This is a genomic window from Desulfovibrio sp. SGI.169 (genome assembly GCF_050313595.1).
Taxonomy (GTDB): domain Bacteria; phylum Desulfobacterota; class Desulfovibrionia; order Desulfovibrionales; family Desulfovibrionaceae; genus Desulfovibrio.
In genome coordinates this window covers 58464-79964 of sequence record NZ_JBNPLS010000009.1, presented here as the reverse complement: position 1 = coordinate 79964, position 21501 = coordinate 58464, and the positions used below count along the sequence as shown (strand labels likewise).

The following is a 21501-nucleotide window of genomic DNA, read 5'->3' as shown; positions in this document are numbered from 1 at the left end:
GGTGTTCAGGCTAAACAGCATAGATGCCATGTTCGGAAAGCTGTGCGATTTGCACGTCAGTCAGCGCCTTTCCGTCGCCCGTTGTGAGAACGCGAAGCTTGACGCCGCCATGCACCACGCACAGCGCGGAGCTTTCCCCGTTCTCGCCCGTGGGGTCGCAGGGCATATCCACCACAGCCACGGGAAGCACCGTGGCCGCGTCCGTGGAAAGCAGCGGCTCCCAGGCCGCGCCCACAACCGTGGTCACGGCGGATTCGCCTTCGCCCGTGGTTTCCGTCACGTCCACCCGTTTCATGACCGTGCCAACGGGAATGGCTGCGGCCTTCGCGCTTACCGAAAGCGGCAGATGATGCAGGACCACGGGATGGTCGCCGGTGGCCGCCCGTTCCCCGGAGAGGACGTGCTTGCCGAGAAATCCTTCATTCATACGTCATGCTCCTACAGTTTCGCCGTCAGTTCGGCGGGATTAAAGTTGTCGAACTGGCCGCCCGCATGGCCCGCATGAGCGGGCGGCGCGGAAAAGTCCGCGCCGCGTTCGTCGGCGGGCCGGGCTTCCAGATCGCGGAAATAGCGTTCTTCCATGGTCAGACTTTCCGTCTTGCCATCGGGAGCCGAGAAATTCACGGTCTCCGTCTGCGTCGCCAGTCTGGCCGCAAAGTCCAGCACGCCCGCCTTTTCAGCGGGCTTCACCTTCCCGGCCTTCACCAGTTCGGAAACGCGCGCTTCCCGGCGCTCGCCTTCAATCCTGCCCCGGTACGCGGCAAAATCGGCACTGGCCTTTTCCGCCTTTTCCTGTGCGGCGGCCTTTTCGGCTTCGGCCTTGTCCTTGCCTTCCTTGTGGCTTTGCGCCTGTTGCTTGAGCGCCGCGTTTTCGGTTTCCAGGCTTTTGATCCGCTCTTTCAGAGCGCCGATTTCCCGCTGCAAATCTTCCGACATGGTGTCTCCTTCCTTTTGTGTAGCAAAATCCACGGTTATGGCGTCGCCGCCGTCTGCAAATTCCACCGCCGCCAGCCCGTCAATGGCGGGCTGTTCCGCGCCTAACAGCGCCACATGTCGCAACGTCACCAGGTCGGGCATGAGGCTCATGCTCACATGGCGGTAGTGCCCCTTCGCCACCAAATCCCGCACTTGTTCGGGAACTCGCGAGAAATTCGCGTAGAGCTTCCCGCCTTCGCTTTTCAGCTTTTCCACCCAGCCGTAGGCCGGAGCCCTGTCGCTGTCCGGATGCCCGAACGTCAGCGGCGCGTCCCGCCTGGCCGGGTCATAGCGTCGGGCTATGGCGTCCAGGTCCCGCGCCGTGAAGGTTCGCAGTCTTCCGGCGCTGTCCTCGAACGTCCCCGTCCGGGCTATCTCGATCCATTTTTCCTTGCCCATACAAAAAGCCCCTGTTTTCCGTTACGCTATCGGAAAAACAGGGGCCTTGCCCGGAAAGGGCGCGTTCCATGCGAACAAATTTCAGGCGGTTTTAACCTGCTCGTTCAAACGTCGCAGCATGTCTTCAAGGTCCTGCGTCCAGTAGAACAGCCCTTGCCACCCCTTGCGACTCAAAGCGACATCGTTTTCCGGCTTTTCGGAAACGGCCAGAAAAACATCGCTCAAAAAAGCCACGCGGCATTCCACGCGATCCATTTCGTCCACCACATCCACGGGTACTTCACGCATGGCGCTCATGCCTCCACCTCCTTGCCGTCCAGTGTCAGCAAGTTGCCCTGCACGGGGCGGGCGGGCCTGTCCGTGGAGAGAAAGCCCAAGTCTTCGGCGGCCTTGAGCAGGTCGCTGATTTCGCGGTTGTTCACGTCCAGCAGCTTGGCGATGGAGGCAATGCCCAACCCCATGTTGCGGTAACGCACGGCGGAGCGCAGGCGGCGCTTCTTGACCGGCCCGAAACGCCAGATACGGGCGGCTGCTTCCGTTCTGGCGGCCAGAAATTCCGGCTTGGTGGCGGCCCGGCCTTCGTCCAGCCCCTGAAGGTAGCCGGATTCGCGGGCAAGGTTTGCCCGGTCTTCCGCCACGGCGGCTTCAAGGGCGTTGAAGGCTTCGATATAGCGGATTTTCCAGCGAACGGCACTCGCGCCGGTGAAGCCCATGACCAGCAGGGAGAACCCGTCACGGGTCAGGAGGTAGGCGGGCCGTCTTTCACCTTTGGAATCAGTATAGTCAACGCGCTCAAAATTGAGCCGGTAAAATGATTCCGGGCACTTGCCGCGCAACTTGGCAATATCGCGCAAGACGTTCTTGTGGGATTTGCCGAAATGGTGGGCGACAACATCCGAACGCACGGCGGGCATGTTCCGCGCCGTCAGCCCAACGCAGATGGTGGAGTTGTCATTGATGAAGGACGCGGTTTGAGATAGACTGTTTTCAGCCATTTCACTACCTCCTGCGTAGTGTTGCGGTTAGACGCTGCCGAAAGCTCCACCTTCCGGCAGCGTTGTTTATTTCATCCATCCGGGAAATGTCCTATTCAACGCTTCAAAAAGAATAGCCTTAAGCGTTTTTTTTTCCCGTACCGCCAGCATTTTCAGCTTTTGGTGCTCCTCTTCCGAAACTCGGACAGTCAACGCTTTTGCGTACTTGTCGGGATTGGCTTCCCGCATTTCACCTCCTTTTTTGCTAATTTGCAGAAATTAGCAAAATCCGTCAAGCTTTTTCCGCACGATAAATGAGAATGAAAAACGGATTGTTGACACCTGTCCGCCTGCGGGCTATCTGAAAAGCATGGAAAACTTCGTTGACATTGCCACCTCTGCCGAACTGGAAGGATATTTCGGCTATCCTCCTCCCAAAAAGGAAATTGAGAGATTGAGGTCTGTTTGCGGGAATGACGCGGATTTCAATTTCTCCAATCTGGCATGTCTTTTTTATGACCGTGGAGAACAGGACAAATCGGCTCATTATCTCGAACAAATTCAAGATAATGAGCGTAAACTGGAAACCTCCATGTCACTGTATGAGTGTCGCGTCCCGTAAAACTTTTTCGTAATCCCATTCTTTTGTGCCGGAAAGCGCCGCCCTGACGGCGCTTTTTTTGACGCCTGATTCTTTGGACAAAAAATCCACAAGAGCCTTGCCGTATTTATCCATCGGCAAGGTAGTGATTATCTCCTGCATGAAAGGCAGCATCACGGAATCATCAACACCCAGCACATCCAGCAGCCGGTCAAAATTCCTGATCCAGTAGCCATAGCCCAGTCCGTTTTTCTTGATATCGGTCTGGTGGGCGGCCTTTCCCCCCAAGGATTCCAGCATCTCATGGTAGGTTCTTCTGGCCGTCCATTGCGTAACCGTTTCCATGTAACGGCTTGCCGCCGTGTTTCTCCCCAGCAGAACATTCTTCTGTCTGTTATGTGTGATTTCATGCCACAGGCTTTCGCAGGCGTATTCCTCTTCCCATGTAAGAGGTTTTCCTTCCGCCAGCTTGTTCCAGGCGTTTTTCAGTTCCTCAGCCGCATTGAAGGTCTTGCCATTCCGCATGGAATGGGTATGCGTACTAATCTTGAATCTGCCGTTGCACCATGTGGCCATGAAGCAACCTTTGTCCTTGATGAAGTCCACGCTCAGAATACCGTTGTTGGAGGCGAAATGCCCGCAGCGCGACCTGATGCCGTCCTCAAGCTCCGCATACGTTTTGACCGGCGCGGGCCGCTTTGAGGCCGGGCCGCGCTGTTCCTCATAGCTCTTTTTGTTCAGGTCCGGGTACTTTTTGAGGTCGAGACCGTCCAGCCAGTCCTTGCCCGGATTGTTCCTGAAGCCCTTGTCCGCGCCGGGGAAATGGACAAAGTATTCCATCCCGGTTTTCGGGTCAGTCCACACGCCGGGACGAGGCATCTCCTTCTGCACGGTCAGACCGTGTTTTTCCACCTGTCGGGCTGACAGGGAAACGGCATGACAATGGCAGCGGAAGCCGTTGGGCGGATAGTTGGAGGCCCAGAACTCGTGATCCACGGGATAGACAAGCTCGTGCAGAATGGCATGGCTTGGCCGGGTGCGGAGCATGCGCGCCACATATTGCAGATAGGGGCGGGACGCCTTGACCGCCTGAATCTTTTTCCAGCGCCCGGCGGCATACGCCGTCTGCATGTTGGTACGAAAAATGAGTTCCACGCGCCGTTCGTGCCAGCCCTGCGCCTGAATGGCCGCCGCAATGCGCTCTCTGAAAGCCTCCAGCGTCTCCCCGTTTTCAAGGGCGCTCTGGATGCCGTCGCTCACCAGTTGCACCAGGTCACGCCGGGCCAGACCGGTGACGTAGAACGCTCGCTGTTTCGCACCTTCGCCCAGCGCCCTGGCTTCATCGTCCGTCAATTTTGCCCGCTGCTTCCAGAACGCTATAGCCGCGTCCGGGGTCACGGGTTCCGCGATGATTTCCGGCCCCGGCAAGTCAAAATCCGGCTTCTTTTCAGGCATCTTCGTCCGCCTCCTTCCCCGTTCCGGCGGCGCATCCATGTCCACCGGCAAAGCCGGATGGACACGCCGCCTCCGCTCTGCTCTTGATGCCCGTAACTCGCTTCGCTCGAACGGGCACGGCTTCGCCGCCTTTCGGTCGGTCTATCAGCTCGCTACCGCTCGCGCCTCCGGCGGTTAAAGGAAAGCGCGGTTCAGACATCGGCGTCCTCCTCCGCCTCAGCGTCCACGGCTGAGGCCCCGTGTCCGGCAGCCGCCGTCATGGCGCTGGCCAGAAAACTTTCCAGCGCGTCCGGCTGCATGGACGGGGCCAGCAATTCCGCCAGGGCTTCTTCCAGTTCGTCAAAGCTCTTTGCCTCCTTGACGACATTCTCAACTTCCGCGACAAACTTTGAACTGGCCCGGAGCGCGGCGGGCAGCATTTTTTTGATGGCCGCGTCAAGGTTTTTCTGCGCCCTGTCGGCCAGCAGTTCCTTATCAGCGGCTGCCGCGTCCGCAGAGGCTGCTTTTTTGCCCGCCGGAGCCGCGAAGTCCGCTCCTGCGGCTGTCGCTCCTTCCGGTGACGTAGTTTCATCCTCAAGCGTGAACTCCTCCGGCTTGAGGCCGAAACGTCCGGTGAAGTATTCCCGCGTGAACTTCGCGCCCATTTCCCGGATTTTCTTGCCAAGGTCAGCCTGTACGTTCAAGTCCTCCGGCTCGTCGTATTCCGCCAGAGGGGCGAACACGCCCGGCCCGGCGTTGACCTGGGCATACAGCCAGGCAATCTCGTTCCAGGCATCCGTAACCATAGCCCTGTCGGCATCGGCCAGATCGTCGGCCACATCCTTGTGGGCTTCCGTGGCCGCCAAAGAGTTGTCCCCGCCTGTTTCAATGGTCAGAGTCTGGCCCATGAGAACCTTGCTGATGGCCCTGTCCTGGCGGGCAAGGAACGATTCGTGCAAGGCTCCCTGCGTCTGCCCGGCGCCTTCCAGCTTGACGTTTGCGCCATAGGGAATCACGGCCACGGCATCCTGTACCATGCGCGAAAGCCCTCGCGCCATGTCCTGTTTTTCCAGCGCCGTGGCCTTTGCCGGTGCTTCCCCGACTACCCAGGGCAGGCCGTGGCGCTCCACAAACTTGGCGTAAAACGTCAGGCCCCCGCGCTTGAAGCTCACCGGCCACAGACAGCGCGAGAGCAGCCGCAGGCCGTAGGGATTGTCATAGGTGGCATGATGCGTGACGAAAACGAATTTCCCGGCGGGCAGCGGGCGCGGGTCCGCGCAGAACAGGCCGTATTCGCCCACAAAGACCGGCTGGTTGCGGCTGTCAAAACGGAACCAGTGATAGGGTTTCTGCACAATGTCCACGATATGCCACCAGTCCCCGTCAAAGCGCCAGAGAAGCTCCAGCGGCGTGACGCCGTAAAAGGGCGCATCCAGCATTCCGCTGATGACCGTGCGCAGGTTGGTCCGTTCCAGGTCTTGCATGAAGCGCCGGTGCAGTTCCTCCGCTTCCGGCGCGGGCGTCTCGCCCTCCGGCGCGCCTGCCCGGATGGAAAAATGCGGGCAGTTCAGTACGCGGTTTTTTCGGGAAAGCATGGCCGTAGTCACCTGGTCATCGGCGGAAAGCTCCCGCAAAATGGCCGCGTCGTCCCCGCGCTTGCGCAGCACGGGGTCAGGATCCGGCAGCGTATTCAGCCATCCGTCCAGTTCTCCGAAAAATATGCCCGCGTTCTGGCGCGTCGCCAGTTCCGTGCCCAAATCCGCCGCGCTGAACGCCTGAAACGTGCCGTCCGGCATAAAAAGCCCATCCGCCATAGCAACATCTCCTTTTTTCAGAGGAAGGCTGTCGCCGCGGCAGCCGTTGCCCGAAGGGCTTACGGATGGCGACAGCGGCTGTAACAATGTGGTCATGTCGTCACACATGCTGTCTTCAAGCGTAGTTTCCTGCGTCACAACGCTTGAAGCATCCGTAAGCCCGCTGGCGCGGGCAACGGCTGGGCGCGAAAAAGCCTCCGTCTTCCTGCCATTGTGGCAAAAAACGGAGGCCCTGCCCGGAAAGGGCGCGGGCTATGCGAACGATTTTACCAGCCGCTCAAATCAAATCCGGGCATACTTACCCCCACATACTCCCACGGCTCCGCACTCCCTAGTTCCTTGCGCGCGTCCAGCATCATGGCGCAGGCTATGGCGGTGTCGCCATGCCTGCCGCCGGTCTTGTCTTGCGTGCGCTGCTCCGGCACGCGGGCCACGCCTTTCACCACGCGAAGGCTGCGAAAATCCGAAAGTATGCCCGCGTCTTTGGGCAGAATCAGCCTCTTGTCCTCTATCCCGGCCTTGAGAATCGGCATGGTTTCCCGATACCAGGACTCGGAAATCATGACCTCCCGCACCTGTGCCGGGCCGTATTCCTGGCGGGCGGCTTCGGCCAGCGCCGAGCCGTTGCCCCGCGCGTCCAGCGAAACGCCGGAGAAGCGCGGCAGGGCGTCCAGAATGGCGAAAAGAATCCGCTGCTGCGTCCGGTGCGGGCAGTTGCGAAGCTCCAGCACAAAGGGCGGCACAAGGCGCAAGTCCCGTTCTTCTGTAGCAGGCCAGAACACGGACAAGTCGCCGCTCCGCCCGAAGTCCACGCCGCAGAAATGCGCCCGGTCTTCCGGCAGTGCTTCCAGCCGGGAGGCAAGATTTTCCTCGATCCAGCCCCTGGTGTACGTCTCCGCCACGGGCAGGGGCCAGTCCACGAAGTCTTCCGCCGGAGGCGTCCAGGTCAGCACGGGAACGGTCTCCATGCAGGCTTCAATCATGGTCGCGGTCAGGTACGCGCCGCTGGAACGGTTCGGAACACAGAAAAGTTCCTCGTCCGCGCCGTCGCCGTAGTCCGCGATGATGCCCGCCCGCCATGCCTCTTCATCCTCCGGCGTCCAGGGGCGAGGGGGATTCGCCCGCTTGCAGATGGTCTTGTACAGGCCGTCCGCTATGGCATCGTCAAGCGTGGTGCGGTGCAGACTGTACTTTTTTGCCCCGGCCCGAATGTCCTTGACAAGCTCATTGAACGGGTTGTCCTCGCCGTTGTGAGTGGAAAGGATGGATACCGAGCCGCCCCACATGAGCAGGGCGAAGGCGGCTTTCATGAGTTCGGGCAAATCGTCCACGAAGGCCGCCTCGTCGATGATGACGCGCCCCTGTTTCGAGCGCAGGGAACGCGGCTCCGAGGGCAGCCCCCACACGTTGAGGCCGGAGGCAAAACGGATGCGGTACACCGTCACGTCCCGGTCCTCGTCCCGCAAAACCAGTTCTTCCGCGTCTTCCGCCACCATATTGAAAATCTTGGCCCAGTAGGCGCAATCGCGGATAAAGGTCTGCGTCATTTCCTTATTGTAGGAAAGATAGAAGGTATCCTGGCCGCCCGCTTCCCGGCTTTTGGCCGCCTCCAGAGCCGACAAAAGGGCTTCGCAGTAGGACGCGCCGATACGGCGGCTCTTTTCCCACACGCGCACCCGGCTTGTGTCCGCCGCCCAGCGGCGCTGGTAGGGCAGCAGGACGTTGGCGATATTGACGTTCATTCTGCATCCTCCGTGATGCCCAGCGCCCGGTAAATGTTTTGCGCCAGTTCCCCGGACATGCCGCGTTTTCGGGCGTCTTCCGCTTCCGTTTCCTTCGGCAGCCCGGCTTCCAGTTCGGCCACCAGGTCAAGGCAACGCTTCACGTCCTGCACCGTAGCCGTGGAGATTTTATCCGGATCGGCCAGGGCAAGCCCCAGCTTGCGTTCCACGGCCTCCCGCAGAGCGGCCACGGCGTCCGCCCGCGTGGCGATCTTGCGCCGCGCGGGAGCCGATGCGTCGGGTATCTTCCCGGAGGCGGCCAGTTCCTGCCGCTTGAGCGCCAGGGATTCCAGACTGGACACCGCAAAGGCCATGGGGGCAGCCTCTTTTGCATCGGCGGCGGCCAGAAGTTGCTCCAGCGCCTTCTGGCGGCCCTTGATGATGTTGACCCGTATCTCGCTTTCCGCCCGCGCGATTTCCTCGCGGCGGCGCGCCCAGCCGTATTTCTGCCCCCACGCCTTGAGCGTGGTGGCGGAAACGCCCGTAGCCTCCGCCACGACGGCGTAACTCAGCCGATCCACGCAGTAGAGTTCCTGCGCTCGCCAGAGCGTATCCGTGGGGTATTCGCGGCCCATGCTATTCCCCCAGGGCTTCGTTGACCCTGGCAATACGTTCCGAAAGGGCGCGCATCTCCGTCACGGCCTCGGACAGACTTTGCGCGGACAGTTGCAAGTCTTCCGTGTCCATATCTCCGTAGTCCTGTTGAGACAACATGGCGATGATATGGGCTGCAAGAGCATCAGCTATGATCCTGCTCTTTTTCTGTTTCCGGGCAAGTTCAACTTTGCTGCCAAGCAATTCATGCCGCATGTTCATTCCCTATTCCTCCAGAACCTTTTAGTCATCCAGTTCACGGGAAAGAATATCTATTTGGTCATCAACCCCTTTCAGTTCAAGCAGAAGCTCGTTCAGCTTGATGGCCAGACTTACGATATAATCGCCTTGAAGGCTGACATTCTGGCGCGTCAACGAAAGCGCGGCCAGCAGGTCGGCCCTGCGGGAGGAGATGTCCGCGTCAATCGACTTGCGCCGCATGCGCAATTCCTCTCTTGCCTTTCTGTATTCCTTCACCAGCATGGTTATCCCCGCATGACCTTGTTGATTGTGGCCTCAATCATCGTCGTGAGGCGTTCCGTCGCCCGTGTGTTGTTCACGACCAGTTCTTGCAGCGCGTCGTTCATTTTTTCATAATTCTTTACCAATGTAACGTTCCGCCTGTAAAATTCCGCCGTTTCCTCGTGCTTCTCGCTCATTTCCCGCAAGATGGCCTCATGCTTTTCACTGACCGCGCGCAGAACGTTTTGCGTGTCTTCACGATAGGCTTCCAGCAGCATTTCCGTTCGCTTGCCGTGCCGGTAGTCCAGAATGAACACTACCATAATAACCAGTGCGGGGATGGCCGCCAGCATAAGGATGATGCCGGGCAATCCCAAGGCGAACAGCGATTCTATGAGAGGCAGGGCCGCGCTTATGGCGGCGTTCACTTCGTTTCCCATGATTTCCCCCGTGCCTGTTCACAGCGCAGGGCCGCGTTCAGGCCGTCTATGTAAGCCCGGATTCTGTCGTCTCTCTCCAGCAGACGGGAAAGGTTCTCCGGGCTGTCCAGCGGCTCCGCCGCGTCCAGTTCCGGCAAGACCGGAACGGACGGGGCCGGGCAAGCAGGCAGATTAAGGACGAGCGGCGCGGCCTGTTTCGGGCCGCAGCCGCAGCAATTACAGAGGGCGATTGAGGCGCAGAGCAGCGCGACGGCGCGTTTCATCGTCCACCACCTTGTTTTTCTCTTCGGCGGTCCTGGTCCGTGGCTTGGCCGCGTCCATGATGGCCGCCCGTTCGGCGGCATCCGCCTGCGTCTGGGCTTCCCGCTCAAGGCAACGACGGGCATTGTCCGCCAGAGCTTCCGCCCGCGTTGCCGCCGCCTCCGCCCGCGCCTTCCAGTCGTCGCGCTCCTGCCGCGTGACGGCATGGGCCGCCTCTTCCGCAGCAAGGGAACTTTCCAGCGCCCGTGCCGCGAAATACTGAACCACAGCCGCAAGCGCAAAACCGATGGCAAAAACTGCGAGCGTCTTGTTCATGGCTCAATTCCCGGCCCCCAGCCCGCCTTGATATAGGCATACTGGCGCTTTTGCAGGATAAGCCGGGGATAGTTGCGGTTTTCGCGGAAAGCGGCGGCACTGCGCCCGGAGTTGACGTTTTCCACATGGTCGAACCAGTTCCGGTCATCCTTGCCCAGCTTGCGCGCTCTGGCCTTGTCCCGGTTCACCCAGCCCAAGCCCCCGTTGTAGGCCGATAGCGTAAAAGCCATGCGCTCATACTCGGACCACGCTCCGACGCGCTCCCAGAGGTAGCGGTCATAGGCGCAGAGTGCCCGCAGACTCCAGCCCGGATTGAACGGCGCGGGTTCGCCCGTTTCCGGGGCCACGGAAGGCAACCAGCGGGCCGTGGACGGCATGAACTGGCCCAGCCCCTGCGCCCCCACGCTGGAAACGGTATCGTTTTTCCACCAGGATTCCGTGTGAACTTGCGCCGCGAACACCGAAACCGGCGCGTCAAGCCCCCAGAAGGCGTGGGCCGCTCGCGTGAGTGTGGCTTTGTGCTGTTCGGCGGCGCGGGGAATGCTCACTTCGGCGGCGTGAGCGGGAACGGCGCAAAACCCCAGCAGGCTACAAATGATGAAGGCTAGGATTTTTTTGTCAGGCAAGGAAGGCAAGTTCCGTCCGACCAAGCGGGACAAGTAGTCCAGCGCGTGGAGGACGGGACGCAGCCTAACGCCGCATGACGAAAAAAGACGCGCCTTCATCACTACAGCCCCAGCGCCACGGCCACAACAAAGGCCGCAATGATGACGGCGCGGCGCAGCAAGGCCGCGCAGAACGGACGAAAATACCCTGTGGCAATGGGAAAGTCCGGCTTGCCGTCCGCTCCCGTGGCATCGGGATTTTTCCGCCAGTCCCGGTCAAGGTAGCCGGACGGCAGCGCATACGGGAAGGCCAGAAAATCAAAGACCATGCCCGCAATGGCCGCTACCATGACCAGCGCCAGTTTGTAGGCCACCACCGGCCCCTGTACGGGAGATTCCGTCAGCAGCCCGATCAGCAGAACCACGCCGCACAGGATGAACACGGCCAGCAGATACCGGGGATTGCAAAGAAATTTCTTCATGTCCATTTGCTCCTCTCGCGCCGGGTTGCGGTAGCCGTTACCCGCGTTAGCGGGTTTACGGATAGCGACAGCGATTTCTTCGCGTCGCGTAGTGTGTAACCAGTTGCTGTCTTCATCCGTAGCTTCCTTCGTCGCAACGGCTGAAGCCAGGCTTCCCGCCGGGCCAATCCCGGCGGGAAGAGGGAGGACACGGGCCTGGCGCGAAAAAGGCCCGTCACAGCCATCTTGCCATGACGGGCCGGACAACGCCCGGAAAGGACGCGCTCCATGCGAACAAATTTCAGGGGATTATTCGTCAAAATCCTTGCGGAGAGCTTTCACCTCGTCGGCGCGTACCCGCACCGGCGTATCCTTGAGTTTTACAAGTTTTCCTTCCGCAATATAATCGTAAACTTGACGCTCCGATATGTTCAGCACATACGCCGTCTGCCGAACCGTCAGAATATCATGCCGGGCCAGCATTTCCAGGGGCGTCAAAGTAAACGGCTGATCCGGCGGAACCACGGAATACCGGATGGGCAGCGGCAGCGGAAAGCCCGCCGGACGTTTCAGCGTACAATGGCTCCCGCAGCCGATGCAGCAAAACACATCGTCCCGCACGAACCAGAACGGCTTGCGCTTCTGCCCGCGCAGGGCATAGTTGCAACCGAGCTTCTCATATACGCTCCGATCCGGTTCGGCATCGTAGGGCCGCCAGCCTTCCTTCGTCAGCGTCACTATTTCCTGTATCCGCGTTCTCATGCTCATTTCTCCTGAAACAGTTTGCCGAACAGCTCCTTTCCTTCCCGTTCCGTCTGGTCCCGGCAGGCCATGCACTCCCGCCGGTCCAGGCGGCGGCAATGGGCGCACCGTATGTTTTGCAAGGTTTCCGCCAGAACTTCCCGCGTCACGCTTTGCTGTCGATGCCCGTAGCTTCCTTCGGCGCAACGGGCACGGCCCTCCGGGCCGCCTTCGGTCGCGCCCGGCGCGGGAACTTCCGGTATTTCTTTTGCTCCGGTCAGCGCGGCCCGTATCCGTGCCGCTTGAAAACTCCATTTGCCCGGATACTTCCCGGACAGAACCAGATACACCGTGGCCCGTTTCAGTTCGGGATGCGCGCGGCAAAAGGCGTACACCGACGCATACCGCTCAAGCACCTGCCCCCGGAGGGTATCAACCTCATTCACCGGCCCCGCCTTCGACTTTCCGCTTTTTCTCGAACGCCTTTTCCCGGCGTTGCAAGTCGGACAGCAGCGTGCTTATTTGTTCCCCGTTCTGGAGCCAGACAAAACAGTGAATCCCGAACGCCCGTTTGACTCTCGTGTCCAGGCTGGTCATGGAGTAACCCAGCTTGCGCCAGATGGCCAAAATCTGCCGCTTTTCCCGCGCGTAGGGCATGGAATCGGTTATCTCTATGAAGTCCGGGCGTCCGTGCGGCGTGACGCGGCTGTTCCGGCTCTTGGCGGGCGCGGTATAGGTCACGCCGTACTGTGCCGCGAAAAGCTGCACCAGACGGGAAAGCTGATGGATATTCATATCCTTGCGGCTGGATACGCCGAACTCGGAACGCAAAAGCCCACGAAACGCCTCCTCATCCATATTCGGAAGCTGTTTGCGGGCAATCTCAATCTTGCGATATAATCCCAGGCGCATGGTGTTATTTTCTCGCATGTCGCCGCTCCTCATGGGGGGTTACGTCATCACAGGGCACGAAACGCCGTTTGCCTTCCACGCTGACCAGAATCAGCCAGCGGCCCGAATAGTCCAGAATCGGCTCGGAGTAGGTCCAGGTGCCGTAATACTGCGGGAAATCGTCTTTCCAGACGCGCACAGTCACGCGGCAGTCCTGGGGGATATGGGGGCGCGGCGCAGGCGTTTCCAGACCGCACAGGGCAAGCTCCGCCGCCAGACAGGCAAGGCCGTCCCGGTCGAAAAAGCGCGGCGTTCCGCCTTCCGTATCCAGCCAGCGCCGGGCCAGCCGCACGCGGTAAAAGCCCTCCGGCCCGCCATGCAGCGGAGCCGGGGAAAGCTCCAATTTCGCACGCTCTTCACCGTTGCGCACGCTGATGGACGCGCAGAATTTCCGATTGTCCTTCCTCATGGCCTCACCTCATGACCGCATGTTTCACGCGGTCCGCCACCTCAGCCCGTTTCGCGTTGTTGAAGCGGTCCACCGTGCCCACCAGATAGCCCGTGATGCGCCGGATGCGCTCGAACCGTATTCCTTCGCCTATGTAAACTTTGCCGCCTTCCTCTCGTCGCGGGAGACGCTGATCCACAATACCTTCCTGCATTCATTCCACCTTGAAAATCCGTAGTTTTCCCTTGGCCAACACGAACGGCGTCCACTCAATCCCGGTCACGGGCCAGTGCCAGCAGTACGGGCACCGGACGTAATCTTGCCCTTCGCGCGGCGTCTCGCCCCAATAGGGACGGTCAAACCGAATTTTTCCGACATACCCGCCGCGCGGAAGGTCGAATGTACCGCAACGCATCAGCGCGGCCAGCTTTTCCGCTTTGGCCATACTGACCGATACATGCAGATACAGCCACTGGTCCCAGTGTTTTTCAGAAAGTTGCCATTGCCGGTACTCTTCTGACTTCTGCCGTCGCAACAGCAGTTCCGCCCACGGCTGCCGGATGGAAACAGCGTATTTCGGTATAGATATGGACAGGTTCAAGGGGATTAGCATGAGATTATTCTCCCGGCTGCATCATCAGGCCCGGCGCGCCACCGCCGGACGACCGCCCCGCAGGGCGGTTTCGCTTGCCTATTCTTCATCCGGCGCATGATCCGTGTCGCCGCGCAGCCATTCCAGCATGTCAATCAGTCCCTGCTCATACGTAATCCCCGCATAGCGCGTTCCCTCGTCCAGTCCGGCGAAGGCCCAGTTTTCCACACGGGCGATTTCCTGTTCCGTCCTCACAATGTCCATAGCCATCCACCTCATTTATTGGCGTAATTCCAATGCTGCTTCGCCTTTACCAGCGAGGTAAAGACCGTGGCTCTGTTCGGGCTGCACTTCCGGCAGACAAACCCCGTCAACAGACCACCAACCATAGGGATAATGTGCAGAACCGGCCTTTCCCCACAGTGTTTGCAGGGGCGCACCCTCTGTTTTGGCAGCAATCCGGGCATTTCCACCTCCTTAAAACAGCGTCATTTGCTCCAGTTTTCCCCGCTTTTTTGTGTCAGTTTTGACACAAGGCACGGGCTTCTCCTGCGCCTTGAAGGCTCCCGCAATCCATGTCCGCGCCTGCTCCGTGTCCGTGGGCCGGAGACTGCCGCCGAAGGCTACGCTCCGGCGCGTTTTCCAGGCTCCGCGGACTTCCACGGTCAGGGTGTTCCCCCAGATGATGAGGCCGTCCAGGTTGAAGAACATCAGGTTCAAGGCCGCCATCCGGGCGCAATTCAGGTCTATGTCCTGGCCTACGAAAATGGCGCGATTGTTTTCCTCGAAAGTCTGTTCCTTGGCGCAGGCCACCAGGCAGACGCCCGCCCCGCAAGCTGGGTCGGCCACGATGAATCGTCTGTCCTTCGGCGGTTCCGTTTGGGTGATTCGCGCCATCGTCCGCGCCAGGCAAAGCGGCGTAAAATACTGGCCCCGGTAGTGATTCGAGGCGTATTCTATGAACAGCGGCCCCAACGCTTCCTCATGGGTTTGCGCCATGTACTGCATCAGCGCCCCCGTGGCCCCGGCGAAATAGTCAGCCTCGCGCCTGCCCTGCGGCCCCTCGTTCCTGTAGTTCCCCATAATTTCCAGGTAGTGTTCATCATCACGCTGAAAGGCATAGAACATCAGACCTATCCAGTCCTCATAGACCTTGTAGCTGTTGTGTCCTTTCGCCATGATGCTTTCCAGTTCCTTGCGCACCTGGTTCAAATCCGGGTGCATCCTCTGATTGCTTTGCTTGCTCATTGGCTGCTCGTCAGGCCCTGCGCACCACCGCCGGGCGACCGCGCCGCCCCTGGAGTGGGCGGGCGGTTTCGCTTTTATGGCTTCATTGCCTCTTTCAAATCCTTGCAGGCGGCGAAAATCACCGCCTTGTGCGCCGGAATATCCAGCGTCTCCCCGGTTCGCGGATTGCGCCCCTTGCGGGCGGCTACATCCCTGCTCTTGAGCTTTCCGAGGCCGGGCAGCGGCACTTCGCCCCCGCCCAGCAGTTCGGCGGCGGCTACTTCGCACAGGCTGTCCAGAGCAGCGCCCATATCGGTCAGCGTCAGATTGCGGTCACGGGCGTTACGCGCCGTTTCCAGTGCCTTTTCGATAAGTTCGCGTTTCGTCATGTCTTTTCTCCTTAGTATCTGATGAGATGGCGTGTCGCCTTCTCCACCTGTTCCTTCGGGTATCCGCTTTTCAGCAGGATGCCCCGCGCCTCTTCCGCAATCTCGGAAACTACCTTTTTCCGCTCATGGGCCGCCGCTTCCCTCCAGTCCTTGCGATAGGCCAGTTCCGGCATTTCTCCGGGGCTGGCGCTTGCCCGGCAGAGCAGGATTTCCGCAAAACGCATTCCCAGTTTTTCCCGGTCCGGTTTCGTCAGCCTGTAGGCCATGATGCTTTCCTCCTACGCCGTGCCCTGGGGGACATTTTCCTTGCTGATTTCAATGAAAAACGTGTCCGATTGCTGGCGTTTCAGCCCCACCAGTTCCAGGCGTTCGTCCGGCCAGCCTAGCGCCGCATCCTTGTTGATTTCTTCCTTGGTTCGGATACCGTCGGAAAGATTGTACTGGTGCAGCTTTTCCAGCGTCATTTCCGCCGTGATGCCCCGTATCTGGACGATTTTCGTACTGGCCCGGAAGCCTATCACTCCAAAGCCCATGTCCAGGCTCTTGCTTTTGGCGAACAGCTCTCGCCGGTTCAGCCTGGCAAAGACAGCCACCGCGTCCGCCAGTTCCTTGCGCCGCGCCTGCAACGGCCCGGCAAGCTGACCGGCTTTTGTCTTCGCCCCGTCCACGGTTTCCCGCATCTCGTTTTCAATGGCGGAGAGCTTGCGGTCCAGTGCCGCCATTTCCGCCAGCGCCCCTTCACATTGCGCCCGGTTCTCCACCACATGCGGGTCCGGCTTGATGCGTGCCATTACATCACCTCCCGGATAGCCCTTGCCGGGAACACGCCCGACGCGCTGATGCCCCGTGCGACCAGTCGCAGGTTCATGGCGGGTACGGCGATTTCCGCTTCTTCCGCCGTCCAGTCCACGCTCACCACATGAAGGTTGTTTTCCAGGGCCTCCGCCTGTTCGGCGGCAGCCCTCAGATTGTCGCGGCAGCCGCGCACCAGGGCGGCCTGTTCCTCATCCTTTGCGTTTCCCTGTACTTCTCCAAGGGCGGCCAGAATGGACAAAAGATTTTCTTTCAGCATGTTGCATCCTCCTCTGGGTTGTCGTTCTCATTTTCCGTGCGGTTCTTGTCGAACCGTGCCAGCAGTACCTTGCAGGCGTCCGTAATGCTTTGCGCCGTCTTTTTCGCGTAGGGGTCGGCGCAGAGCAGAAGCCGCGCAATGGTGGCCGCCGCCACTCGTTCCCGCGCGAAGGGGTCCGTTTCACGCAGCGGCGGATACGGCGTTTCCGGGGTTCTGTCCGCCTTTACCGTGGCCCGCCATGTGGCCGCGTTGCGCTCGTCCTTTCCCGCCCGCGCTATGAATCCTTCATCCGCCAGCCAGTTGCAGTAACGGAGTGCCTGCGTGTAGGAAACGCGCGTCATCATGGCGCATTCCGATATGCTCCAACCCGGTTTCGCCTTGCGGACAAAACGCCACAGCGTTTCATAGCTCTTCGCCTCGCGGGGACGGTGCCTGAAATCGTAGGTAAAACAGCCGGTGCGCGTCCGTTTGACTTCCCCGTGTCGTGTCATGTCGGAAATACGGCTGCGGACAACGGCCTGTTCCGCGTCGTTTTCCAGCCCCAGCGCCTCATACACAAGCCGATAGCTGATTTCCTTTCCGCCTTCGCCCAGGGCTTGCAGCGCCGCGCGCACCGCCTCTTTGCTGACTTCCTTGCGGGTATCCATGTTCCCTCCTACTTGCGCCGCCAGGAATGCGCGGAAAGCACGGTGTCCAGCATCGGCCCGTCCACCGTGAAGTTTTCCGCCGCTTTCGCCGCCTTTTCCAAAAGCAGCATCATGTTGCGCACCAGCCGGAAGTCGCCTTCTGCCCGTTCCGCTATGCGCCCGCAGAGTTCCGCCGGAATGTCCAGTGCCGCCGCTTTCATGGCGTACATGGCAACCTCCGCCGCGCTGATGGGGCCGAACTCCACTTCATGAGCTACACGGCTCCATACGCGGCGGCGTTCGGCAAGAAGTCCGAAAATGCCTTCCTCGCCTATCAGTATGATGGGCGCGCCGGTCATTTCCAGAATGTCCCGCAAATCTTCAATGCGCCCGATGGCCAGCCGGTCCGCCTCGTCCACGAAAACGGGCTTGCGATCCCGTTCCAGAAGTTCCACAATGGATTGCTTGCAGCGGTCCGCGCTCATGCGGGGCAAATCCCCGTTCTTGCCGCGTACCTCGAAAAGTACGCGCTGGAGGAACGCCGCCTGCGTCCAGCCTTCCCATACGCGGACATACGCGCCGCCGCGCTGGTAATGGTACTGGTCCGCCGCCACGCTCTTTCCGCGTCCGGCCTGCCCGTGGGCAAGAATGAATCCGCTGGTTCCCCGGCCCGCGTCCACCACGGCGTCCACCGCCGTGGTGAACCGCGCCGTCGCGTCTGTGGGGATAATCACGTCTCGCATATAGCCTCCCTATGCCGTTGCGATGTATTGACCTTTTCTGAATTGCAGCAGTTCCAGCCTGTCCTCGTACAGCGCCTTGAAATTGCGCTGGAACTGCGGGGTATTCTCGAAATATTCCATGAATGCCGCGTCTTCCGGCACCAGTTCCGCGCCCCGCTCGTGCAGGGCTGTGAACAGGTAGTCGTACCGGGCCGGTTCATCCGGGAACCGCTTGAAAATGGAAGGTTCGTAGGATGGGGCGTCCAGCTCCGCGCGGGCCTGCGCTCCGGCGGCCTTGGCGGCTTCGATGGCGGCTTTTTCCGTGGCGGAGAGCGCCGGAGTCTTTTTGACGGGTTCCGGGGCGGGGATGACCTTCTGGAATCCTGTGATCTGCCGCTGTCGGGCTTCCGGGAGAATGACCGTTTCCGTCATCTGCCGTATTCCGGCCTTGGCCGCGCATTCCTGCCGCTTCTTGAGTTCCAGGGCTTCCGTAAGGTCCCGCTGCTGTTCCGTCGTTCCCAAAGCGCGGGCGGCGGGATGGATTCCGGCGGCAATGCCGTAATGGTAACGGTCGCGGGCTTCGCAAAGTCTGTGGCCTTCCAGATCGTACACAAGCACCGTGTGCGGCGAGAGCTGCCAGTCATAGCGAACCAGTACCGGATGGCGGCGGTTGAACAGGGCTTCATGCCAGAACAGGCGGCCGTCCAGCCGTATGCCGTCCTTGCTGATGGTGCGGACTTCCTTTTGCAGCATCAGCAGGGTAAGGCGCTCCATGTCCACACCCGGCCCCCGGCCTGCCTCGAACACTTCTCCGGGCGTTCTGCCGCGTAAATGCGTGGTAATCTGCGGGCGGGAAGCGTACACTTCGAACCAGTAGGCCAGCCACTCATACGTTTCTTCCAGCGTGAGCGGGCGGCGGCCCAGTTTTTCATGCAGGCGGCGGTGCAGCTTTTCGTTCCGGTGCAGCCGCGCGGGCTTGTGGGCTATGTCCCACCCCGTATAGGACGGCGTGATTTCTTCCAGTTCGTGCATGGTTCCGAAGAACCGTTCCACGGGCTTGCTCTGGCCGTGGTAGGGCCAGGCATGGATGACTTCGCAGCCAAGGTCACGATAAAGACCGAGGAATCCGGCCTGCTCAAAGTCCTTGCACCCGTCGAAGAACCGCGCCCGGAACGCCTTGCCGTTGTCCAGATAGACAACGCGGGGAAACTTCCCCAGCCGGATGCAGGACCGGCGGAACGCGCTGGAAATACAGGCCGTGTTTTCTGTGCCCATGACTTCCCAGCCCAGCGGGTAGCGGCTTCCTCCATCGAAGAACAGAAGCAGCGTCATGCGCCTGGCCTTGCCGGTATCCGGGTCGATGCTTTCAAAGTTGAGCGTATGCCCGTCCGCGATAACCACGTCCCCCACTTCCACCAGCGACCAGTCTCGCAGAATGGATATGGCGCACCTGTCGTTCCAGGCTTTTTCGCCGTTGCGCCACAGCGTCCAGTCGCTGAAACATGTCCTTGAGTAGTTGGCTACCCAGCGCCGGATGGTATCGTCTGAGGGAACGGTCAGATTTTCCGCCTTGCACCGTTCCTGTATGATGCGGGCGCAGGTGCTGATTTGGCGGTCGCCGTCCAAGATTTGCCCCAGAATGATGGTCTGATGCCGTTCCGTGAGCATGCTCTTGCCCCGATGGGCAAGGCCGCGCTTGTCGGCCAGTGCCAAAACGCCGCCGGAGTCCTTCTGCTCCAGCTTCCAGCGTTCCAGGCTCTTCCAGCTTACGCGCGGGCCGAGTTCCGCAAGGAGCTTGCCCCACGCGCCGCCCTGATAGGCAAGGATGAAGGCTTGTTTCTGCCTGATGGTACTGCCGTGCTTTGTCTGCCAGTCCAGGTAAAGCCCCAGAAGGTCGGCCTTTGCCAGCGCCTTGTAGCGGCGCTTGTCGTCAAAAATGGCCTGTCGGGCCACTGATGGAACATGCGAGCTGGCAATCATGGGAAGGGCTGCATTATGGGCCGCTTCTTCCTCTATCACCCGGCGTTCCTCCGCCGTCTGGAGGGCGCGTTGCGTTGCTTCCGGCATGGAGGAAACAAGCCACTCCTTCCCGCCGCCCCGGCCCTTGCGCGGGCGGGACTGCCAAGACTCACGCTGTGCGCGTTGCAGCGTAGATTTTACGCTCAACCCCAAGAGCCTGCTGCATTCTTGCGTGATGTATGCTTCACGGAGTACCATCGCCTTTTCCTTCACGTTCCCACGCTATGCGGCCTTGCTGCACTCAAGGCGCGGGTCAAATAGGTATTCTTCCGGCACGCCTTCCCGGCGCAAGGCGTCCAGAACCTTGGGGCTGTGCCGCTTGCCCCGTACCGTGGCGGAAACGGCTTCCGCCGAAACGCCTATGCGCCTGCCAAGCTCCGACATGCTCAAGCCCCGGTCGTCCAAGATGGCTCGAATGATGTAACGGTATTGAAAGCGGCGGAGTCCGCATCTGTTGCGGTTCATAAGTCTTCCTCCAGTCTGCGCTTGCGTTTCCGGGCGGCCTTCATTTCCAGGACTGCCGCTCCGTAGTCGCGGAGCTTCCTGTCTTCCTCCGTCATCAGGTCCAGGCCCAGAGACCGCGCCGCAACACGGAACGGTTCCACGTTGCCGGTGGCTCGACAGAAGGCCAGCAGTGCCAGAATGGAGGGAGGATGCGATGTGTCGGAGGGAGCCAGCCATTTGTCCAGCGTGGCCTTGCTGATGGACAGGGTATTGCCGCCCGTCAGCTTGATGCCCGCCCGTTGCGCTGTCTCGTTCAGTCGGTCGGCAAGCATCTTGCGTCCTTCACTTTCCGGCGCTCCGGCTGCATCACGCATGGCGGTCCGTATGGCCGCCATCACGCCCGAAAGCCTGAGTGCATCGTCAAGTAAGGAAAACTGCTTCATGGCCTGCTCCCTGTCCAAACGCCGCTTGCGCTCGGACGTTGATTTAATGGGGCGGGCCGGATAAAGTCGACTTGCTTACTGTTGAAACTTCAACCGCCCGCAAGTCCAGTTTTAGGACAAAATTTCAGACAAGTAACCTGAAATTTTGGGTAAAACTTAAAAAGCGCCCATAATTTTATTTGTCAATTTTTCTAGCTAGTTGCCTAAGTAGCTAGGTAAAAGTTGAGGTAAAACTTTGGTGTAGGGAACTTTTACCCAATGAAAACACTGGGAGAACGCATCCGATTCATACGCGGGGAAGAAAGCCAAGCCGAATTTGCGGAACATGTTGGAATTGCAAAAGGTTCCATAGGTGGCTATGAAAATGACAGAAATTCACCCAGTGCAGATGTCATCCTAAAAATTTGTCTTTCGTATGATATTTCAGCCGAATGGCTCCTCAAAGGGGAAGGACCCATGCACCTTAGCGCTACTTCGGCTTCCTCAGTATGCAAAGAGAATCAGGAAAAACCATCTCAAGACTATTCTAACATCGAGAAAAAATTAAATATATTGGAAGAAGAACGCCGAGAGTTGACAGTAGAAAATCGCAAGCTCTACCGAGAAAAAGAGGTGCTCTATAAGGAAAAGGAAGAGCTGTTCCGCGAAATCGGGGAACTGCGGGAAAAGGTTGCCCGACTGGAGGAACGTAAAAATCGACTCGCTGTTGCTACGGATCAGCCTAAAGAAGCAAGTGGCGCGGCGTAGTCGCCAAACAGAAAAAAACAGCCC

General features: G+C 59.7%; 34 protein-coding genes and 2 other RNA genes. 1 reads left to right on the top strand and 35 read right to left on the bottom strand.

Annotation, left to right across the window (positions count from 1 at the left end):
• Positions 1-10 precede the first annotated feature (10 nt).
• The 35 genes from ACQRA4_RS06705 to ACQRA4_RS06535 all read right to left on the bottom strand — a co-directional run bounded on the left by ACQRA4_RS06705 (position 11) and on the right by ACQRA4_RS06535 (position 20730).
• Positions 11-427 (bottom strand): hypothetical protein, encoded by a 417-nt coding sequence (locus tag ACQRA4_RS06705; RefSeq protein ID WP_427822321.1) that lies wholly within the window; start codon positions 425-427, stop codon positions 11-13.
• 11 nt (positions 428-438) lie between these two features.
• Complete coding sequence (locus ACQRA4_RS06700; protein ID WP_427822320.1) at positions 439-1374, bottom strand: phage protease; 936 nt, start codon at positions 1372-1374, stop codon at positions 439-441.
• Positions 1375-1455: 81 nt separating this feature from the next.
• Positions 1456-1671 carry a hypothetical protein gene (locus ACQRA4_RS06695; RefSeq protein WP_427822319.1) on the bottom strand — a complete coding sequence of 72 codons (216 nt, stop codon included), beginning with the start codon at positions 1669-1671 and terminating at the stop codon, positions 1456-1458.
• Positions 1668-2369, bottom strand: coding sequence for a Rha family transcriptional regulator (locus ACQRA4_RS06690; RefSeq protein ID WP_427822318.1), 702 nt, complete (start codon positions 2367-2369; stop codon positions 1668-1670). Before ACQRA4_RS06690 ends, ACQRA4_RS06695 begins: the two co-directional genes overlap by 4 nt.
• Before the next feature lie 66 nt (positions 2370-2435).
• A complete protein-coding gene (locus ACQRA4_RS06685) occupies positions 2436-2597 on the bottom strand; it encodes a hypothetical protein (protein WP_427822317.1) in 162 nt (53 codons plus the stop codon).
• A gap of 346 nt (positions 2598-2943) precedes the next feature.
• Positions 2944-4404, bottom strand: coding sequence for a phage minor head protein (locus ACQRA4_RS06680; protein WP_427822316.1), 1461 nt, complete (start codon positions 4402-4404; stop codon positions 2944-2946).
• A 191-nt stretch (positions 4405-4595) separates the two neighbouring features.
• Positions 4596-6197: a phage portal protein family protein gene (locus tag ACQRA4_RS06675; RefSeq protein ID WP_427822315.1), complete on the bottom strand. Its 1602-nt coding sequence runs from the start codon at positions 6195-6197 to the stop codon at positions 4596-4598.
• 266 nt (positions 6198-6463) lie between these two features.
• Entirely contained in the window at positions 6464-7939 is a 1476-nt protein-coding gene (locus ACQRA4_RS06670; protein WP_427822314.1) for a hypothetical protein, read from the bottom strand.
• Complete coding sequence (locus ACQRA4_RS06665) at positions 7936-8553, bottom strand: hypothetical protein (protein WP_427822313.1); 618 nt, start codon at positions 8551-8553, stop codon at positions 7936-7938. Before ACQRA4_RS06665 ends, ACQRA4_RS06670 begins: the two co-directional genes overlap by 4 nt.
• 1 nt (position 8554) lies before the next feature.
• Positions 8555-8794, bottom strand: coding sequence for a hypothetical protein (locus ACQRA4_RS06660; RefSeq protein WP_427822312.1), 240 nt, complete (start codon positions 8792-8794; stop codon positions 8555-8557).
• Between the two features lie 21 nt (positions 8795-8815).
• Positions 8816-9013, bottom strand: coding sequence for a hypothetical protein (locus ACQRA4_RS06655; RefSeq protein WP_427822311.1), 198 nt, complete (start codon positions 9011-9013; stop codon positions 8816-8818).
• Positions 9014-9057: 44 nt separating this feature from the next.
• Positions 9058-9474: a transcriptional regulator gene (locus ACQRA4_RS06650; protein WP_427822310.1), complete on the bottom strand. Its 417-nt coding sequence runs from the start codon at positions 9472-9474 to the stop codon at positions 9058-9060.
• Positions 9459-9737, bottom strand: a complete 279-nt coding sequence (locus tag ACQRA4_RS06645; protein WP_427822309.1) for a hypothetical protein — start codon at positions 9735-9737, stop codon at positions 9459-9461. The genes ACQRA4_RS06650 and ACQRA4_RS06645 overlap by 16 nt, the downstream gene beginning before the upstream one ends.
• On the bottom strand, positions 9691-10050 hold the full coding sequence (locus tag ACQRA4_RS06640) for a hypothetical protein (RefSeq protein ID WP_427822308.1): 360 nt from the start codon (positions 10048-10050) through the stop codon (positions 9691-9693). Before ACQRA4_RS06640 ends, ACQRA4_RS06645 begins: the two co-directional genes overlap by 47 nt.
• A complete protein-coding gene (locus ACQRA4_RS06635) occupies positions 10047-10676 on the bottom strand; it encodes a transglycosylase SLT domain-containing protein (protein ID WP_427822307.1) in 630 nt (209 codons plus the stop codon). The genes ACQRA4_RS06640 and ACQRA4_RS06635 overlap by 4 nt, the downstream gene beginning before the upstream one ends.
• Positions 10677-10777: 101 nt before the next feature.
• Positions 10778-11137 carry a putative holin gene (locus ACQRA4_RS06630; RefSeq protein ID WP_427822306.1) on the bottom strand — a complete coding sequence of 120 codons (360 nt, stop codon included), beginning with the start codon at positions 11135-11137 and terminating at the stop codon, positions 10778-10780.
• Positions 11138-11425: 288 nt separating this feature from the next.
• Positions 11426-11878 carry a helix-turn-helix domain-containing protein gene (locus tag ACQRA4_RS06625; protein WP_427822305.1) on the bottom strand — a complete coding sequence of 151 codons (453 nt, stop codon included), beginning with the start codon at positions 11876-11878 and terminating at the stop codon, positions 11426-11428.
• Positions 11879-11880: 2 nt separating this feature from the next.
• Positions 11881-12303, bottom strand: coding sequence for a hypothetical protein (locus tag ACQRA4_RS06620; protein ID WP_427822304.1), 423 nt, complete (start codon positions 12301-12303; stop codon positions 11881-11883).
• The gene (locus ACQRA4_RS06615; RefSeq protein ID WP_427822303.1) at positions 12296-12787 is read right to left on the bottom strand and encodes a phage protein GemA/Gp16 family protein; all 492 of its coding nucleotides are present in this window, start codon (positions 12785-12787) and stop codon (positions 12296-12298) included. The genes ACQRA4_RS06620 and ACQRA4_RS06615 overlap by 8 nt, the downstream gene beginning before the upstream one ends.
• Positions 12774-13217 (bottom strand): hypothetical protein, encoded by a 444-nt coding sequence (locus ACQRA4_RS06610; RefSeq protein ID WP_427822302.1) that lies wholly within the window; start codon positions 13215-13217, stop codon positions 12774-12776. Before ACQRA4_RS06610 ends, ACQRA4_RS06615 begins: the two co-directional genes overlap by 14 nt.
• Before the next feature lie 4 nt (positions 13218-13221).
• A complete protein-coding gene (gene nrdD / locus ACQRA4_RS06605; RefSeq protein ID WP_427822301.1) occupies positions 13222-13410 on the bottom strand; it encodes an anaerobic ribonucleoside-triphosphate reductase in 189 nt (62 codons plus the stop codon).
• Complete coding sequence (locus tag ACQRA4_RS06600) at positions 13411-13809, bottom strand: hypothetical protein (RefSeq protein WP_427822300.1); 399 nt, start codon at positions 13807-13809, stop codon at positions 13411-13413.
• Positions 13810-13819: 10 nt separating this feature from the next.
• An RNA gene (locus ACQRA4_RS06595) (hammerhead ribozyme type II) lies at positions 13820-13885 on the bottom strand.
• Positions 13886-13887: 2 nt separating this feature from the next.
• Positions 13888-14058, bottom strand: a complete 171-nt coding sequence (locus tag ACQRA4_RS06590) for a hypothetical protein (RefSeq protein WP_427822299.1) — start codon at positions 14056-14058, stop codon at positions 13888-13890.
• Positions 14059-14265: 207 nt separating this feature from the next.
• Positions 14266-15036 carry an N-6 DNA methylase gene (locus ACQRA4_RS06585; protein WP_427822298.1) on the bottom strand — a complete coding sequence of 257 codons (771 nt, stop codon included), beginning with the start codon at positions 15034-15036 and terminating at the stop codon, positions 14266-14268.
• Positions 15034-15110: hammerhead ribozyme type II (locus tag ACQRA4_RS06580), an RNA gene on the bottom strand. The genes ACQRA4_RS06585 and ACQRA4_RS06580 overlap by 3 nt, the downstream gene beginning before the upstream one ends.
• Positions 15111-15404: an HU family DNA-binding protein gene (locus ACQRA4_RS06575; protein ID WP_427822297.1), complete on the bottom strand. Its 294-nt coding sequence runs from the start codon at positions 15402-15404 to the stop codon at positions 15111-15113. It abuts the RNA gene before it with no gap.
• A gap of 11 nt (positions 15405-15415) precedes the next feature.
• Complete coding sequence (locus ACQRA4_RS06570; RefSeq protein ID WP_427822296.1) at positions 15416-15670, bottom strand: hypothetical protein; 255 nt, start codon at positions 15668-15670, stop codon at positions 15416-15418.
• A gap of 12 nt (positions 15671-15682) precedes the next feature.
• Complete coding sequence (locus ACQRA4_RS06565; protein ID WP_427822295.1) at positions 15683-16195, bottom strand: host-nuclease inhibitor Gam family protein; 513 nt, start codon at positions 16193-16195, stop codon at positions 15683-15685.
• Positions 16195-16476 (bottom strand): hypothetical protein, encoded by a 282-nt coding sequence (locus ACQRA4_RS06560; protein ID WP_427822294.1) that lies wholly within the window; start codon positions 16474-16476, stop codon positions 16195-16197. Before ACQRA4_RS06560 ends, ACQRA4_RS06565 begins: the two co-directional genes overlap by 1 nt.
• Positions 16470-17123 carry a hypothetical protein gene (locus ACQRA4_RS06555; RefSeq protein ID WP_427822293.1) on the bottom strand — a complete coding sequence of 218 codons (654 nt, stop codon included), beginning with the start codon at positions 17121-17123 and terminating at the stop codon, positions 16470-16472. The genes ACQRA4_RS06560 and ACQRA4_RS06555 overlap by 7 nt, the downstream gene beginning before the upstream one ends.
• 8 nt (positions 17124-17131) lie before the next feature.
• A complete protein-coding gene (locus ACQRA4_RS06550) occupies positions 17132-17845 on the bottom strand; it encodes an AAA family ATPase (protein ID WP_427822292.1) in 714 nt (237 codons plus the stop codon).
• Between the two features lie 9 nt (positions 17846-17854).
• Positions 17855-19990 carry a Mu transposase C-terminal domain-containing protein gene (locus ACQRA4_RS06545; RefSeq protein WP_427822291.1) on the bottom strand — a complete coding sequence of 712 codons (2136 nt, stop codon included), beginning with the start codon at positions 19988-19990 and terminating at the stop codon, positions 17855-17857.
• A 75-nt stretch (positions 19991-20065) separates the two neighbouring features.
• Positions 20066-20308 (bottom strand): helix-turn-helix domain-containing protein, encoded by a 243-nt coding sequence (locus tag ACQRA4_RS06540; RefSeq protein ID WP_427822290.1) that lies wholly within the window; start codon positions 20306-20308, stop codon positions 20066-20068.
• Complete coding sequence (locus tag ACQRA4_RS06535) at positions 20305-20730, bottom strand: hypothetical protein (protein ID WP_427822289.1); 426 nt, start codon at positions 20728-20730, stop codon at positions 20305-20307. Before ACQRA4_RS06535 ends, ACQRA4_RS06540 begins: the two co-directional genes overlap by 4 nt.
• A gap of 258 nt (positions 20731-20988) precedes the next feature.
• Between ACQRA4_RS06535 and ACQRA4_RS06530 the strand changes: the two genes are divergently transcribed.
• On the top strand, positions 20989-21477 hold the full coding sequence (locus ACQRA4_RS06530; protein WP_427822288.1) for a helix-turn-helix domain-containing protein: 489 nt from the start codon (positions 20989-20991) through the stop codon (positions 21475-21477).
• Positions 21478-21501: the final 24 nt, after the last annotated feature.

Coding starts and splice junctions, on each gene's coding strand:
- ACQRA4_RS06695 (WP_427822319.1), bottom strand. CDS start 1,671: ATGAGCGCCATGCGTGAAGTACCCGTGGATGTGGTGGACGAAATGGAT.
- ACQRA4_RS06570 (WP_427822296.1), bottom strand. CDS start 15,670: ATGGCCTACAGGCTGACGAAACCGGACCGGGAAAAACTGGGAATGCGT.
- ACQRA4_RS06550 (WP_427822292.1), bottom strand. CDS start 17,845: ATGCGAGACGTGATTATCCCCACAGACGCGACGGCGCGGTTCACCACG.
- ACQRA4_RS06625 (WP_427822305.1), bottom strand. CDS start 11,878: ATGAGAACGCGGATACAGGAAATAGTGACGCTGACGAAGGAAGGCTGG.
- ACQRA4_RS06670 (WP_427822314.1), bottom strand. CDS start 7,939: ATGAACGTCAATATCGCCAACGTCCTGCTGCCCTACCAGCGCCGCTGG.
- ACQRA4_RS06640 (WP_427822308.1), bottom strand. CDS start 10,050: ATGAACAAGACGCTCGCAGTTTTTGCCATCGGTTTTGCGCTTGCGGCT.
- ACQRA4_RS06610 (WP_427822302.1), bottom strand. CDS start 13,217: ATGAGGAAGGACAATCGGAAATTCTGCGCGTCCATCAGCGTGCGCAAC.
- ACQRA4_RS06575 (WP_427822297.1), bottom strand. CDS start 15,404: ATGACGAAACGCGAACTTATCGAAAAGGCACTGGAAACGGCGCGTAAC.
- ACQRA4_RS06630 (WP_427822306.1), bottom strand. CDS start 11,137: ATGAAGAAATTTCTTTGCAATCCCCGGTATCTGCTGGCCGTGTTCATC.
- ACQRA4_RS06590 (WP_427822299.1), bottom strand. CDS start 14,058: ATGGCTATGGACATTGTGAGGACGGAACAGGAAATCGCCCGTGTGGAA.
- ACQRA4_RS06535 (WP_427822289.1), bottom strand. CDS start 20,730: ATGAAGCAGTTTTCCTTACTTGACGATGCACTCAGGCTTTCGGGCGTG.
- ACQRA4_RS06650 (WP_427822310.1), bottom strand. CDS start 9,474: ATGGGAAACGAAGTGAACGCCGCCATAAGCGCGGCCCTGCCTCTCATA.
- nrdD (WP_427822301.1), bottom strand. CDS start 13,410: ATGCAGGAAGGTATTGTGGATCAGCGTCTCCCGCGACGAGAGGAAGGC.
- ACQRA4_RS06705 (WP_427822321.1), bottom strand. CDS start 427: ATGAATGAAGGATTTCTCGGCAAGCACGTCCTCTCCGGGGAACGGGCG.
- ACQRA4_RS06565 (WP_427822295.1), bottom strand. CDS start 16,195: ATGGCACGCATCAAGCCGGACCCGCATGTGGTGGAGAACCGGGCGCAA.
- ACQRA4_RS06685 (WP_427822317.1), bottom strand. CDS start 2,597: ATGCGGGAAGCCAATCCCGACAAGTACGCAAAAGCGTTGACTGTCCGA.
- ACQRA4_RS06655 (WP_427822311.1), bottom strand. CDS start 9,013: ATGCGGCGCAAGTCGATTGACGCGGACATCTCCTCCCGCAGGGCCGAC.
- ACQRA4_RS06555 (WP_427822293.1), bottom strand. CDS start 17,123: ATGGATACCCGCAAGGAAGTCAGCAAAGAGGCGGTGCGCGCGGCGCTG.
- ACQRA4_RS06700 (WP_427822320.1), bottom strand. CDS start 1,374: ATGGGCAAGGAAAAATGGATCGAGATAGCCCGGACGGGGACGTTCGAG.
- ACQRA4_RS06540 (WP_427822290.1), bottom strand. CDS start 20,308: ATGAACCGCAACAGATGCGGACTCCGCCGCTTTCAATACCGTTACATC.
- ACQRA4_RS06530 (WP_427822288.1), top strand. CDS start 20,989: ATGAAAACACTGGGAGAACGCATCCGATTCATACGCGGGGAAGAAAGC.
- ACQRA4_RS06645 (WP_427822309.1), bottom strand. CDS start 9,737: ATGAAACGCGCCGTCGCGCTGCTCTGCGCCTCAATCGCCCTCTGTAAT.
- ACQRA4_RS06690 (WP_427822318.1), bottom strand. CDS start 2,369: ATGGCTGAAAACAGTCTATCTCAAACCGCGTCCTTCATCAATGACAAC.
- ACQRA4_RS06600 (WP_427822300.1), bottom strand. CDS start 13,809: ATGCTAATCCCCTTGAACCTGTCCATATCTATACCGAAATACGCTGTT.
- ACQRA4_RS06560 (WP_427822294.1), bottom strand. CDS start 16,476: ATGCTGAAAGAAAATCTTTTGTCCATTCTGGCCGCCCTTGGAGAAGTA.
- ACQRA4_RS06615 (WP_427822303.1), bottom strand. CDS start 12,787: ATGCGAGAAAATAACACCATGCGCCTGGGATTATATCGCAAGATTGAG.
- ACQRA4_RS06585 (WP_427822298.1), bottom strand. CDS start 15,036: ATGAGCAAGCAAAGCAATCAGAGGATGCACCCGGATTTGAACCAGGTG.
- ACQRA4_RS06660 (WP_427822312.1), bottom strand. CDS start 8,794: ATGAACATGCGGCATGAATTGCTTGGCAGCAAAGTTGAACTTGCCCGG.
- ACQRA4_RS06675 (WP_427822315.1), bottom strand. CDS start 6,197: ATGGCGGATGGGCTTTTTATGCCGGACGGCACGTTTCAGGCGTTCAGC.
- ACQRA4_RS06665 (WP_427822313.1), bottom strand. CDS start 8,553: ATGGGCCGCGAATACCCCACGGATACGCTCTGGCGAGCGCAGGAACTC.
- ACQRA4_RS06680 (WP_427822316.1), bottom strand. CDS start 4,404: ATGCCTGAAAAGAAGCCGGATTTTGACTTGCCGGGGCCGGAAATCATC.